This is a genomic window from Pseudomonas sp. ICMP 561 (assembly GCF_002699985.1).
Classification (GTDB): Bacteria; Pseudomonadota; Gammaproteobacteria; order Pseudomonadales; family Pseudomonadaceae; genus Aquipseudomonas; species Aquipseudomonas quasicaspiana.
In genome coordinates this window covers 106,619-120,304 of the sequence record NZ_LKBT01000069.1, presented here as the reverse complement: position 1 = coordinate 120,304, position 13,686 = coordinate 106,619, and the positions used below count along the sequence as shown (strand labels likewise).

The 13,686-nt window shown below is 54.7% G+C and carries 11 protein-coding genes; 8 read left to right on the top strand and 3 right to left on the bottom strand.

Annotated features, from left to right (window positions below; all coding sequences use genetic code 11):
• Window positions 1-99: 99 nt before the first annotated feature.
• Entirely contained in the window at window positions 100-1,416 is a 1,317-nt protein-coding gene (locus tag AO242_RS27295) for a CitMHS family transporter (RefSeq protein ID WP_099271131.1), read from the bottom strand.
• A 317-nt stretch (window positions 1,417-1,733) separates the two neighbouring features.
• Between AO242_RS27295 and AO242_RS27290 the strand changes: the two genes are divergently transcribed.
• From AO242_RS27290 to AO242_RS27260, 7 genes are all read left to right on the top strand, one after another.
• On the top strand, window positions 1,734-4,340 hold the full coding sequence (locus AO242_RS27290; protein WP_099271130.1) for an aconitate hydratase: 2,607 nt from the start codon (window positions 1,734-1,736) through the stop codon (window positions 4,338-4,340).
• Between the two features lie 31 nt (window positions 4,341-4,371).
• The gene (gene prpF, locus AO242_RS27285) at window positions 4,372-5,520 is read left to right on the top strand and encodes a 2-methylaconitate cis-trans isomerase PrpF (RefSeq protein ID WP_099271129.1); all 1,149 of its coding nucleotides are present in this window, start codon (window positions 4,372-4,374) and stop codon (window positions 5,518-5,520) included.
• 18 nt (window positions 5,521-5,538) lie between these two features.
• Window positions 5,539-6,243 carry a TerC family protein gene (locus AO242_RS27280; RefSeq protein ID WP_099271128.1) on the top strand — a complete coding sequence of 235 codons (705 nt, stop codon included), beginning with the start codon at window positions 5,539-5,541 and terminating at the stop codon, window positions 6,241-6,243.
• Between the two features lie 2 nt (window positions 6,244-6,245).
• A complete protein-coding gene (locus tag AO242_RS27275) occupies window positions 6,246-6,986 on the top strand; it encodes a transporter substrate-binding domain-containing protein (RefSeq protein ID WP_099271127.1) in 741 nt (246 codons plus the stop codon).
• Between the two features lie 138 nt (window positions 6,987-7,124).
• Entirely contained in the window at window positions 7,125-8,339 is a 1,215-nt protein-coding gene (locus AO242_RS27270; RefSeq protein WP_099271126.1) for an MFS transporter, read from the top strand.
• A 333-nt stretch (window positions 8,340-8,672) separates the two neighbouring features.
• Window positions 8,673-9,104, top strand: a complete 432-nt coding sequence (locus tag AO242_RS27265) for a tetratricopeptide repeat protein (protein ID WP_099271125.1) — start codon at window positions 8,673-8,675, stop codon at window positions 9,102-9,104.
• A gap of 3 nt (window positions 9,105-9,107) precedes the next feature.
• Window positions 9,108-9,548: a tetratricopeptide repeat protein gene (locus tag AO242_RS27260; protein WP_099271124.1), complete on the top strand. Its 441-nt coding sequence runs from the start codon at window positions 9,108-9,110 to the stop codon at window positions 9,546-9,548.
• A gap of 151 nt (window positions 9,549-9,699) precedes the next feature.
• On the opposite strand, the gene AO242_RS27255 is transcribed toward AO242_RS27260, so the two are convergent.
• On the bottom strand, window positions 9,700-12,090 hold the full coding sequence (locus AO242_RS27255) for a membrane-bound PQQ-dependent dehydrogenase, glucose/quinate/shikimate family (RefSeq protein WP_099271123.1): 2,391 nt from the start codon (window positions 12,088-12,090) through the stop codon (window positions 9,700-9,702).
• 252 nt (window positions 12,091-12,342) lie between these two features.
• Here AO242_RS27255 and AO242_RS27250 point away from each other — a divergent pair, with 252 nt between their 5' ends.
• Window positions 12,343-13,257 carry an SGNH/GDSL hydrolase family protein gene (locus tag AO242_RS27250; RefSeq protein WP_099271122.1) on the top strand — a complete coding sequence of 305 codons (915 nt, stop codon included), beginning with the start codon at window positions 12,343-12,345 and terminating at the stop codon, window positions 13,255-13,257.
• Here the strand turns inward: AO242_RS27250 and AO242_RS27245 are convergent.
• Window positions 13,247-13,681, bottom strand: coding sequence for an SMI1/KNR4 family protein (locus AO242_RS27245; protein WP_099271121.1), 435 nt, complete (start codon window positions 13,679-13,681; stop codon window positions 13,247-13,249). The genes AO242_RS27250 and AO242_RS27245 overlap by 11 nt on opposite strands.
• Between the last annotated feature and the right edge of the window lie 5 nt (window positions 13,682-13,686).

Below are 13,686 nucleotides of genomic sequence, written 5' to 3'. Positions count from 1 at the left end.
TAGCTGAACCAGAGAGCCGCCATTCTAGCGCGTCATTTTATGCAGCGGCAGAGACCATTTCCTGTCTCCGCCGGAGTACTTTGAGCGCGCAATATCTGCTCAGCGAACCTGATAGAACGGGAAAGCCCCGAACAGCATGCCCCCTATGAACAATCCAAAGCTTGCGAGAAGGGCCCACTTCAGCGCGAATCGCTGGTGATCGCCCAGGTCGACCTTGGCCAAGGCAACCAGCAGATAGAGTGAGGGTACTAGGGGACTCAACAGGTGTACCGGCTGGCCAACAACGGATGCGCGGGCAATTTCCAACGGCGTAATGCCGTACTGGGCAGCAGTTTGGGCAATCACAGGCAGGATGCCGAAGTAGAACGCGTCGTTCGACATGAAAAAGGTGAAGGGCAGGCTGACTGCAGCAGTGAATACCGCGAGAAATGGCCCGAAGCTCGGCGGAATCACGTGCAGCAGGCTCTTGGCCATTGAGTCCACCATGCCGGTGCCAGACAGGATTCCAGTGAAGATACCAGCAGCGAAGATGACTGCAGTTACCGCCAGAACGTTTGCTGCGTGAGCTGCAATGCGGGCTTTTTGATCCTCAATTTTTGGATAGTTAAGCGTGATCGCGATGGCAAAGCCGATCATGAACAGTATCTGGATCGGCATGGTGCCCAGCACCAGGCATGTGATCAGGGTTAGCGTCAGGATGAGGTTCGGCCAGAACATTTTCGGACGTCGGTTACCGTCACACTCTTCAGCAGAACCGTTACCCAGCGCCATTGATCCATTGTGGAAGTCGTCCAGGTGAATGATGCCAAGGCGCGCACGCTCCTTGCGTCCCAGAATCACCGCGGTGAACACCAGGCAGGCAGCGCCGATCAGCATCCCCGGAATCATTGGCACGAAGATGTCCATGGCGTCGACATGAAGTGCTGCGGCTGCGCGCGCGGTAGGGCCGCCCCATGGCGAGATGTTCATGATGCCGCTGGCGATGTTGACCAGGCACGTCATCCCCAGAACGTTCATACCCAAGCGCTGATAAAGCGGCAGAAAGGCCGCACACGCAATCATGTAGGTCGTTGAGCTATCACCGTCCAATGACACCAGCATGGTTAGCACCGCAGTACCGACCAACACCTTCAGAGGATCGCCTTTGACCAGCTTCAAAATGAAGCGCACCAACCCATCGAAAAGCCCTGCGTCAATCATGATTCCGAAGTACAGGATCGAGAACGTCAGCATGACACCGGTAGGGGCCAGCGTTTTCACGCCGTCGAGCATCATCGCGCCCAAACCGGCGTAGTGCCCGCCAATCAACGCGAACAGGATGGGGATCAGGATCAGAGCGATCAACGCCGAAAGGCGCTTGGTCATGATCAGGTACATGAAACAGATGACCATTGAAAAGCCAAGGATTGTCAGCACGGTCGAACTCCCTTTTTCTTGGATTTGTAGGGCGCCTGGCAGCCTGACAGCTGCAAGGTGGCCAGCGTGACTCAGGTCGAGACAGGCTCGATACAGACGGGAGGTCGAACGGATTCGGAGTGTGAAAGCTGGATCATGGAAGGCCTCATTTTCTTATGTTTATTTTTCTACTGTACCGGCCTGGCACGGTGCCAAAAGAGGTACGCACGATCTCAGTGGCTGAACGGATCGGATGAATCAAGATTGACCTATATCATTACAAAGTGCAATATCGGCCTCACAAAAACATTGCCTGTACAGCCTGTGAGGATTAGCCAATGCCTGAGTCAAAGGGTCAAACCGTTTCCGCCAACGGAATCGATTACCGTGTCAGCGACATTCGTGGGGTTGTGACTGACCTAGGCGCTGATTACGCAAAGCTGCCCTATAGCTTGCGAATCCTCGCCGAGAACGTTTTGCGTGGAGAGGCTGACCCAGAAGCCGCGCTCAAAGTCATCTGCGCCCGCTCCAAAGAATTCGATATCCCTTTCCGACCAGCCCGTGTCGTCCTGCAGGATCTGCTCGGTACGCCTGCATTGGTCGACCTCGCCGGGCTGCGTGATGCTGTTGCCGAGAAAGGTGGTAATCCTCGCCTGGTCAACCCGGTCACGCCGACCCACCTGGTAGTGGATCACTCGCTGAATGTCGAGCGTTGGGGCGATGCCAGCGCACTTGCCGATAACGAAGCCATCGAGCGTGAACGTAACGCCGAACGTTTTCAGTTCCTGAACTGGTGCAACAAGGCATTCAGCAACCTGTCGATCATTCCTTCGGGCAAAGGCATCCTTCACCAGATCAACCTGGAGCGCCTGACTACGGTCGTGGGGACTCAGCGCCGTGATGGCGAGCTGTGGGCATTTCCGGATACATTGGTCGGTACCGACAGCCACACCACTATGATCAATGCCATTGGCGTGTTGGGCTGGGGTGTAGGCGGTATCGAAGCTGAAGCGGCAATGCTGGGTAAATCGTTGATGCTGCGTCTGCCGGAAATTGTCGGCGTACGTCTGGAAGGCACGCTGCCTCAAGGCTATCTGGCAACCGACATCGCACTCGCCCTGACGGAGCAGTTGCGCAAGGCGGGCGTGATCGGTTCGTTCCTTGAGTTTTTCGGCCCTGGCGTACCACAACTGTCGCTGGCTGACCGTGGCACGTTGTCCAACATGGCGCCTGAGTTTGGTGCGACTGCAGCGATGTTCGCGATTGATGATCGCACTCTGCATTACTTGCGCATGACGGGTCGTGGCGGTCAGATTTCCGGCCTGACTGAGGCTTATGCTCGCGCTCAAGGTCTGTGGCATGACAGCCTGGGTGAGGCTGAGTACAACCGCGTCGTAACGCTGAATCTCAGCTCTGTGGCGCGTTCAATTGCGGGGCCCAAGCAACCACACCAGCGAATTGTATTGGGTCAAAAAGCACCAGCGACCAACCTTCCAGTTGGCTTGGACAACGGTTCGGTAGTCCTCGCGGCTATCACCAGTTGCACTAACACCTCCAACCCACGCGGCGTGATCGCCGCCGGTTTGGTCGCGCGAAACGCACGCAAACGCGGCTTGAAGCGTGCTCCCTGGGTCAAGACGTCCTTCGCACCGGGCTCGATGGTTGTCTCTGATTACCTCCAACGTTCCGGGCTCAACGAAGATCTAGACGCCTTGGGCTTCAACCTGGTCGGCTACGGCTGCACCACCTGCAACGGTATGTCCGGCCCGCTCCTCAGCCCGGAGATCGAAGAAGAAATCCGCACCCGTAAGCTGGAAACTGTAGCTGCGACCTCTGGTAACCGTAACTTCGAAGGTCGGGTTCACCCACTGGCTCGCGAAGTATTCATCATGTCGCCGCCACTGATCGTTGCCTACGCGATTGCGGGTACCTACCTGATCGATCCGGAGAAAGATGCTCTGGGCCTGGATGAGAATGGCGTACCTGTTTACCTGCACGAGCTGTGGCCAAGTGACGAAGAACTAACTCGTATCGAAGCGGACAACCTGACCGCAGACCTCTTCGACAAGGCATACGCAGATGTTCCTCGTGAAGCAGGTTTGATTGCCAGCGACTTGCGTGCAGGCGTCAGCGACCAATATGCCTGGCAGGCCAGCAGCACTTACATCCGTAAGCCTCCGTACTGGAGCGACGCGGTCACGGCTACGGATACCCGCAAAGATCTCAGCAACATGCGCGTCCTCGCCATGCTGTCAGACAACATCACCACCGACCATATTTCTCCATCGGGTGCGATCCTGCCTGAAAGTGATGCGGGTCAATACCTGCAGTGCCACGGTATCGCTGTTCCAGAGTTCAACTCCTACGGCACACGTCGCGGTAATCACGAGGCAGCACAGCGCGCTACTTTCGCAAGTCCACGCCTGAAGAACGAACTGCTCGAAGATGGTCGCGAAGGCCCATGGACGCTGCTGCTGCCTGAAAAAGAAGTTACTACGATCTTCAAGGCCGCTGAGGTCTACGCAGATCGCAAGCAGAGTCTGATTGTTGTTGCGGGCAAAGAGTACGGCAGCGGTTCTTCCCGCGACTGGGCAGCTAAAGGCCCACGCCTGCTGGGTGTTCGTGTTGTGGTGGCAGAGAGCTTCGAGCGTATCCACCGCACGAACCTGGCAGGGCTCGGCATCCTCCCGCTGCAGTTCGAGCAAGGTGTCTCGCGTCAAAGCCTGGGTCTGAATGGCCGCGAGACCTTTAGCGTAGAGGGCATCACTGATGACTTTCAGCCAGGCGCCAAGGTCACTTTGGTGATTGAGCGCGAAAACGGCGAAACCGAGCGCGTCAGCGTCGTGAGCCGTCTGGATACCTTCGAGGACGTTCGTTACTTCCGCAGCGGTGGTCTGTTGCCGCAGTTGCTGATCGAAAGCATGAAGAACGCATCCGCCAACTGATGCGCCGCTTATTTGTCGCAGGAGATATCAAATGACTCAAAGACGTATCCCGGCCGTTTACATGCGTGGCGGCTCCAGTAAGGGCGTGTTCTTTCTCGACAAGGATCTGCCGCCTGCTGGCCAGGAGCGAGATGCCATCCTGCTCCGTGTGATCGGCAGTCCAGATGTGTACGGCAAGCAGATAGACGGAATGGGTGGTGCGACCTCCAGCACCAGCAAGGTTGTGATCATCGGTAAATCAAGTCGTGAAGATTGCGACGTTGATTACCTGTTCGGGGCTCCGGCCATCGAGACGCCGGTTATTGACTGGTCAGGTAACTGCGGCAACCTGAGTTCGGCTGTTGGCCCGTATGCGATCTCTGAAGGCTTGGTGGATGCTCCTCGTGATGGCATCGCCGTTGTCCGTATCTGGCAGGCCAATATACAGAAACGAATCATCGCCCACGTGCCGATGCGCAACGGTGAGGTTCAGGAGGAGGGTGACTTCGTACTCGATGGTGTGGCGTTTCCAGCGGCTGAAATCGTGCTGGAGTTTCTCAAGCCTGGCGGGTCGGACGGCAGCATTCTGCCCACCGGTAACGCCATCGATGAACTGAAAATTCCAGGCATTGGCATTATGCCCGTCACGTTGTTGAACGCTGGTAACCCTACCATTTTCCTCGAGGCTGACCGGGTGGGTCTCAAAGGTACCGAAACTCAGGATCAGGTCAATGGCGATGCCGAGCTCCTGGCGCGCTGTGAAACCATCCGTGCTCATTGCACTGTTGCGATGGGGTTGGCCGCAACCGCCGAAGAGGCAACTCGTCTGCGTCCGCATACGCCCAAGCTGTGCTTTGTGGCCAAGCCTCAGCGCTATCAGGCTGCGGGTGGCAAGTTTGTCGAACCAGGTGATATCGACGTGATCGCGCGAATCCTGTCGATGGGTAAGCTGCACCACGCGATAACGGGTACTGGCGCTGTCGCGGTTGCTGTCGCGGCTGCTCTCGATGGCACGCTGGTAAATCGTATCGTGGGCGACATCGGGGATCGCCAGGTTCGTATGGGGCATACCGCCGGCAGCGTTGCAGTAGGCGCGAAAACCGTGCTGGAGGAGGGTGGCTGGAGTGTGAACAAGGCTGTGATGAGCCGCAGTGCTCGCCGGCTGATGGAAGGCTGGGTACGAGTTCCTGAAGTCCTCTGACGGCCTGGAGAGCTCATTTTGATCGAACTCATAAACTCGCCAGGGTTCTGGCTGGCCGTGATGCAAATCATCGCCATCGATATCTTGCTGGGCGGCGACAACGCGGTTGTCATCGCGCTGGCGTGTCGCAAGCTCCCTGAAGCACAGCGTAATCGCGCCATTATTGGCGGCGCGCTGGGCGCGATCCTATTGCGGATAGGAATAATCTTCTTCGCACTTCAGCTGTTGGAATTGCCTTTCCTTAAACTGATGGGTGCCGTATTGCTCCTCTGGATTGGTATCAAGCTGATGGTTCCTGAGGGTGAGGACGCACACGAGAACATGTCGACGAGCCCAAAGCTTTGGGGGGCGATCAAGACCATCATCGTTGCCGATGCGGTCATGAGCCTGGACAACGTGGTTGCGGTAGCAGGGGCCTCCGGCGGGCAGATTGAGCTGGTGATCTTTGGCATCGTGATCAGCATCCCGATCATCATCTGGGGCAGCAAGTTGGTACTGCATTTCATGGATCGATATCCGATTGTCATCACCCTTGGAGCTGCATTGCTCGGTTGGATCGCAGGCAGTATGGCGATCACTGATATAAGCCTGCCGGCGGTACCGGCCTGGGCTCATTACGGTGCCGGCATTGTCGGCGTGGCAATGGTATTGATCATCGGAAAATGCATTGTCAATTCGAATGCAACTGCGGGTGAGAAATCAGAAACAGAGAGGAGTGAGTAACCGTGGAATTTGATCTTGCCGCCATACGAAAAAATATCGCTCCACAGGGAAAGCTGCGGGTCGCAATCAATCTCGGTAATCCTGTACTGGCGAAGCTTGACGAGAAGACCCAGGTATTCTCTGGCGTGTCGGTCGTGTTGGCCAATGCACTCGCTGATGAGCTTGAAATTGCTATTTCACTGACCGCCTATGACGCCGCCGGCAAGGTCTTCGCAGCACTTGAGGAAGGAGCTTGGGATCTTGCGTTTCTAGCCATTGAGCCAGTCAGGGCTGAGAAAATTTCCTTCTCAAGCCCCTACGTCTGCATCGATGGAACCTATCTGGTGCGAACGGAAAGCAAGTTTAATCTCGCTTCTGCCTTAGACGCTGGCGGCTGCAGGATCGCAGTAGGTAGGGGAGCGGCCTATGACCTGTTCTTGTCCCGGACGTTGAAAAATGCCGAGTTGGTTCGAGCGACCACTTCAGCCGTCGCCGTTGATGAGTTCTTGAAGCTAGGCCTCGATGCAGCTGCAGGAGTTCGTCAGCCTCTGGAGCGCTTCGCCCGAAGTACGGCAGGCGTCAGAGTGTTGAGTGACAACTTTACGGAAATTCGTCAGGCGATGGCTATTCCGAAAAGGAGAGCGCTTGCTGCTGAGTACGTTCAGAGCTTCATCAATCGCTGTCTGCGCAGCGGACTCGTTGCCAAAGCGCTGGACGACAGTGGTGAGCAGGATGCGCGAGTTGCTAAGCCCTACGTGGGGTAAACCCAAAAACACTTGATCCAGCCGTGGGCCGTTGGGCGGTCGAACTGATTATTTGCAGGGTCGCTGCCCAGTAAAGGTTAGATGTGTAACCATCTGTGGCTAACCCTTTAGTACTGCCGAATACAGGAAGCAACTCAGATGCTCGCTGCCTTCAGACACTACCCGTTTTCGGTCAATCTGCTGCTGTCGTCTGCATTGTTTCTGACACTGGGGCGCGCCATTACCCTGCCGTATATGGTGATTTATCTGTCATCAAACTTCACATTGGGCATCAGCGAAATCGGTTTGGTGGTGGGCGGTGCGATGCTTTTCGGCTCGTTGCTAAGCCTGTACGGCGGCTATCTGACTGACAAAATCTCCAGCTATCGATTGATCCTGAGCTTCACGGGGTTTTTCACAGTAGGCTTCGTGGGTATGTGCGTCACGGCGCACCTTTGGCTATTTTTCCTGTTTCTGGTGTCTTTCAATTTCGCCTATTCAGTGATCGATATCGTGGTCAAGGCTGCGTTTGGCAAACTGCTGCCGGAAGCGGAACGCGGCAAAGTGTTTTCAGTGCGCTACACACTAATCAACATTGGTTACGCGGTGGGGCCGTTCATTGGCGCTGGGCTCGCGCACATGGATATGAAACTGCCGTTCTTGATGTCTGCGACTCTCGGCCTCGGCTTCTTCCTGACCTATATGGTCTGGGGCGACAGGAGCCTCAGTTCCGCCGACCCGGCCAATGCCCCGGTGTCGTTCGTCGCTGTGGGACGCATTCTGCTCAAGGACTATCGCCTGGTCTGCTTCACTGTTGGCGGTGCATTGAGCGCTGTGGCATTCGGCCAGTTCACCGGCTACATCTCGCAATACTTAGTGACAACAAGCACACCAGAATTTACCTACCAGGTCATCAGTACGGTTGTGGCGGTTAATGCTACGGTGGTGATCTGCTTGCAGTACATTGTGGGCAAGCGCATTACCAATGAGCATTTGAACCAGTGGCTGACAGCGGGCTTCAGTCTGTTTCTGCTGGGCGTCGTCGGTTTTGCGTTGTCCACCAGGGTGCTGCATTGGGCATTGGCAGTGGCGATATTTACCGTGGGCGAAGTCATCGTCTTCCCGGCGGAGTATATGTTCATCGACCGCATCGCGCCGGAGCATCTGCGCGGCATGTACTACGGCGCGCAAAACCTGTCCAGCCTGGGCGGTGCGCTGGGACCGGTGTTGTGCGGATTTGCCCTGGCATCGCAGCCAGCGCATTTCATGTTCTATATGCTCGCGGTGTTTATCATTGCGGGCGGGTGCTTCTATCTGATGGGGGCCTCCTACTCAAAACGCCATGACACTGGACGCGGTGATCTCCGCCCATAATTGCTTTACGTCTACTTCTGGCAGAACATGGACATAGATCTCACGACCTGGGCGGCAGTCAGGGGCAGAATGGAGGTCAGACCAGTTCAAACAATTTTGGTCTGACTCCACTCTGCGCGGCAGGCACGCTGTATTTCGTATCTTTCCACCGGGAAAGCGGTTACCAGCTTAGACCTTCTTAGGCGGGCAGCTACCGCTGCTCAACCCTTGCTCTCATAAAATCAATGAAAGCGCTTAGTTTCCGTGGGATATGCATTCGGCTTGGAGGCGAGGCCCGGTTAGACAGTGTCCTGCCACGGCAAAACACACGAAAAATTAGTGACTGAGGACTTTATGGAAGACCTGGATATTTCAAACAGTGAGCTTTCCCAGAAAATTGTAGACCTGGTAGAGTCTGGTAATAGATTGGAAATTCAGAACAATCTTGCCAAGGCACTTGAAAAATATAATGAAGCGTGGGGTTTACTACCTGCCCCAGCTACGAAATGGGATCTTGCCAATTGGATTTCTGGCTGTATCTCGGGCTTGTTTTTCGATGTGGGAAACTATATGGAAGCCAAGCCATGGGCCGCTATTGCAATGGAAACCAAACCACCACGAGAAACTAGCAGTTTTATCAATTTTGCAAAAATATGTTATGAGCTTGGCGAAAAAGAGCTTGCGATTGAATATTTTGACAAAGCTTTCAAGCTGGGTAAGAAAAGAGCTTTTCAGGGGTTCGATAAAAAGTACCTGAACTACTATCTTGAGAATATAAAGGTATAAAACATGCTGGAACTTGATGACGAACTGTACGAGAAAATTTCTGAAATGAGCGAGTTGGGAAACTCGTTTATGGATGATGGTGAATACCCAAGTGCATTGAATATTTTCGAAGAAGCACTTAGTTTATTGCCCGCTCCTTGCGACACTTGGGAAGCCTACACTTGGCTGAAAGCTGGCATCGCTGACGCGCTTTTTGGCATGAAGGACTATGAGCATGCCATTGAGGCCCTCCATGACGCGATGAATGGGCCTGAAGGTGCATTCAACCCTTTCATCATGATGCGCTTAGGGCAGTCACTTCATGAACTGGGCAAACCTGGAGGTGTCGATTATCTGTGCAAAGCTTATAGGCTGGAAGGTGAGGAGATTTTCTCAGAAGAAGATGAGAAATACCTGAACCTTGTAATGCATAGTTTGGCAGTTAATAAAAACCAACTTCACTAGCTCAAAATAAAGGCATGTCACTCAAGACAATCAAGCTGTGACAGCCAAAGCTCTCCCCATGGGCATGTGAGGTCTGTCGAAACCCTTCAAGACAGAGGTCTATACGATGCCCACAGGTAGCAATCCTGCAGGCCTGCTCAGTGCCTGATATTCATTCCAGCTTGAAAGCAATCACGCTGTCACCCGTCGTCGTACCGAGGGAGCCGTGACCGCCAGCAGCAATGACCACATATTGTTTGCCATCACTTCCCATATAGGTCGATGGAGTCGCCTGGCCGCCCGCTGGCAATTCGGTCTGCCAAAGAGTTTCTCCGGTATTGATGTCGTAGGCGCGAATGAAGCCATCTGCGGTTGCGCCCTGGAACGCTAATCCTCCTGCCGTGATCAGTGGCCCACCGTGCGCCACCATGCCCATTGGGAAACCGATCGGAAAGCGTCCTGGCAGGAAACTGGTATTCAGGTTTTTGGTCGTTCCGATGCGGCGCATCCACTCCGTTTTACCGGTGTTCAGATCAACCCCAACCATGCGGCCCCAAGGGGGAGCGATGCAGGGGATACCCAGATCAGAGGCAAACTGCTGAATCCTGATCGCGTAGTCGCCCTTGAAGTTTTCATTCCAATAGGGCTTTCCTTCTGCGCTAAACAGCCGCTTCTCTTCGGTCCCCGGCGTTCGTTTGATCAGCGTGTATTTGTAAGCCAGGCGCACGGGGGCGCCAATCAGGATCTGTCGTTGCGGGTCAATCGCCACCGAGCCCCAGTTAAAGACGCCGATGTTTCCCGGAAATACCAGCGTCCCGGATTCGGTGCTCGGCGTCCATGGATTGCCATCGTACCGAAGCTTCTTGAAGCTGGTACGACAGGACATCTGGTCAAACGGTGTCAGGCCCCACATGGATTTTTCGTTCAGCGGCTCAGGAATGAAGTTGAGCCTGGAGACTGGCTGACTCGTCGCGAAACGCTCACCGGCCACACCGCCTTCAGCCGACGCCTTGGCCTGATCAATAGGAATAATCGGCTCACCAGTCAATCGGTTGAGCACGAAGATATTACCGACCTTCGTTGGCAGCTCCACAGCGGGCAGCTTATTGCCGTCCTTGCCGAGATCAACCAGCGATGGTTGCGACGGGTTATCGCGATCCCACAAGTCGTTATCAGAAGTCTGGAATTTCCATTTGAACGCGCCAGTTTTCAGATCCAGAGCGACCAAGGCGTCACGAAATTTTTCGGTATTGCTGGCCGGGTCGCGTCGAATACCGAGTTCATCGGGAGAGGCATTGCCGAAGGGGACGTACACTAGACCGTTCTGCAAGTCGGCACTCAGCGTGCCCCATGCCACCGGCGTGTCTTGTGGGTAGTCGTGGTCAGCAGCAATGGGCTGGGTGGATTCAGGCGTGGCAGGATCGAAATTCCAGACCAGTTTGCCGCTGAGGACGTCATACGCCCTGATCACGCCGGACGGATTACCGGCGTTGTAGCCATTGTCCATCACCGAACCACCGACGATGATCAGGTCACCGGCCACCAGCGGAGCAGCGGTTTGCATGAGAGCGTGGGGGCGGATTTTGCCCATGTTATCGCTCAGGTTGACCACGCCGTTATTGCCGAAGTCGCTACAAGCCTTGCCTGTATCGGCGTCCAGTGCGACCAGTCTCGCATCCGCTGTCGCGGTAATGATGCGCTTGTCGCAGAGCGGCGAGGCACCAGTCACTGATACGTCGCCGTTTCGAGTGCTGGAGGACGCCGCAGCGTAATAGCTGACCCCTCGGCATGTCTGATGTTGCTGCAGGTATGAGCGGTCCTTCTGAGGCTCGTACTTCCACTCCAGTGATCCCGTCTCGGGGTTTAACGCGTGCACCTCATTGTGCGCAGTGCAGACATAAACCCGATTGTTTACTTTTAACGGAGTGGCTTCGAAGGTGTATTCGCTGGCGTCCTTCTCAGGATCACGCAGGTCGCCGGTGTGGTACTCCCAGGCGACCGTGAGTTTTTTAACATTCCCCGCGTCGATTTGATCCAGTGCAGAGAATCGCTGACCGTCGTTGGTGCCCCCGTAGGCAACCCAATCCTCTGCCGCGCCAATGGCTGCCTTTGCAGAAACCGGGTTAGTGATTTTGCCCTGAACAGGGTAGGGGTCGTAGAACATGATGCCGACAACGATCACGATCATTACTGCCACCGTGCCGCCAAGGAAGGGGTGAAAGCTTCGTGACTCTGCTGGCGTCTGCGCTATGTACAAGCGGCGTACGACCCATGGCAACGCCAGCCAGAACCCCAACAACGCGAACAGATCGCCACGTGGAATCCACTGCCATTTGTCGAACCCCACTTCGTAGATGATCCAGATCAGAATCGCCCACATCAGTAGTGCATAGAGCGTGAGTGCTGATTTTTTCTTTAGAAATAACAACACTGCAGTGATCAGCACGCCGAGCCCGATCAAGGCATAGGCAGGACTCCCTCCAGCCGCAACCAAAGCGCCGCCCATGTACAAAATGGCGACAGCGACTAGCGCCATGACGATACTTGTTATTTTCAGCACCATGATCTAACTGCCATCCGTTCAAGCTCCCAATGACAAGCAGACCAGAATACGGCACGAATCGTTCGGTGCGCGGAGAGGGCGGGGCGTAGATATCTAATGATCCCTGTGCACAAAAAAATCCTACCGCTCGGTGGATTTGGCTATGGGTCGCCAACAGGTCAATCTCTGCGGTCTCAGGTAAAAACAGGTCGTAATTATCGTCAGACAACGCGTTCCATTTGGTAGTCTCAGGCGAGATCCGGGAGACTTTCAATGAATCGACGCGTTTGTTTGGCCGCTCTATTGGCAATGACTGTATCAACTGCCTTTGGCGCTCCTACCTTCGACCACCTCTATGCATTCGGTGACAGCTACTCTGACAATGGCGCGGGTCAGAACTTCACTCGAACACTGTCCGTGCAGAAGGTCAAAGAGGCGCAAGAGCTGCCTGGCTCTTTGTATTGGGAGGGGCGGTGGAGCAATGGTCCCACTGCCGTCGAGAGTCTGGCCCATACCTTGAATCTACCCTTGACCGATTACGCGATTGGCGGAGCCAAGAGCGGTAACGGAAACTACTATGCCTGGATGGAGCCGTTTCGTAATACCGGAGTTTTCGGGCAAATCAACGATCATCTGAAAGCAACCCCTACACACAAAGCTGATCCGAATGCGCTCTATTTCATTTTCGTTTCAGCTAACGACTTTTTCGAATGGGCCGACTTTTCGCACCCCGAGTCGATTGATGTGCTCAGCCAGAAAAGTGTGGCTAACATACAGAAGGCTACCGAGACATTGGCTACAGCGGGCGCGAAGCATGTAATGGTTGTGGGAAGTACGGATTTGAGTCATGTGCCGGCTGTGGTGCAAGGTAATCAAGTCAACAATGCAGCACGATATCAAAGAGTACTCGAGCAGAAGCTGCCAGCCGTGTTGGCAAAAACAGCGAAAGCCAGAAACGTTAATATCATCTATTTTGATCACCTGGCCTTCAGCAACAAGCTTCGCGCAGCACCCGATGTTGCAGGTTTCAAGGATCTGGACACCCCTTGCCAGCCGACGTATCCGGACGTCCAGCCTGTGTGTGAAAGTCCAGATACCCATTACTATTGGGATGAATGGCACCCGACCCGCAAAGTCCATACCCTGGCGGCCGAGGCGATGTTTGAAACGCTAAAAGCTAGTCGTTGATGTCGCCATGCTTTAGCAACTGCCGAATAAATATATCGAAATTCGGTACGGTGCCCATGGCACTTTCCCACTCCATCGGGACGAACATGACTGAGCATACTGGGAAGGGTGGTCCTGAGCGTGTATCGAACCCGATCATATCCGGGCCACCGTTGTCTCCAAATCCAATAAATCCCGGCAACCACTTTGCGACCTCGTAATCACGATTGTTCTCGATCGCCTTCAACGCTGACCAAATACGGACGTAGCGTGGATATCCCGACATATCTGCTTCGCCGCCGTCGCTCAGACGGAGCAACTCTAAATACTCACACGGCAGAGGGACGGGAGTTGCGGCGATCAGAGCTTCGATGGAAGATTCCGCAGCTGGCGGATCGCATTCGAACTGATAGTCGCCGCTTAATAGTAACGTTCGTAAATCCATTCGAT

Coding starts and splice junctions, on each gene's coding strand:
- AO242_RS27270 (WP_099271126.1), top strand. CDS start 7,125: ATGCTCGCTGCCTTCAGACACTACCCGTTTTCGGTCAATCTGCTGCTG.
- AO242_RS27245 (WP_099271121.1), bottom strand. CDS start 13,681: ATGGATTTACGAACGTTACTATTAAGCGGCGACTATCAGTTCGAATGC.
- AO242_RS27290 (WP_099271130.1), top strand. CDS start 1,734: ATGCCTGAGTCAAAGGGTCAAACCGTTTCCGCCAACGGAATCGATTAC.
- AO242_RS27250 (WP_099271122.1), top strand. CDS start 12,343: ATGAATCGACGCGTTTGTTTGGCCGCTCTATTGGCAATGACTGTATCA.
- prpF (WP_099271129.1), top strand. CDS start 4,372: ATGACTCAAAGACGTATCCCGGCCGTTTACATGCGTGGCGGCTCCAGT.
- AO242_RS27255 (WP_099271123.1), bottom strand. CDS start 12,090: ATGGTGCTGAAAATAACAAGTATCGTCATGGCGCTAGTCGCTGTCGCC.
- AO242_RS27265 (WP_099271125.1), top strand. CDS start 8,673: ATGGAAGACCTGGATATTTCAAACAGTGAGCTTTCCCAGAAAATTGTA.
- AO242_RS27260 (WP_099271124.1), top strand. CDS start 9,108: ATGCTGGAACTTGATGACGAACTGTACGAGAAAATTTCTGAAATGAGC.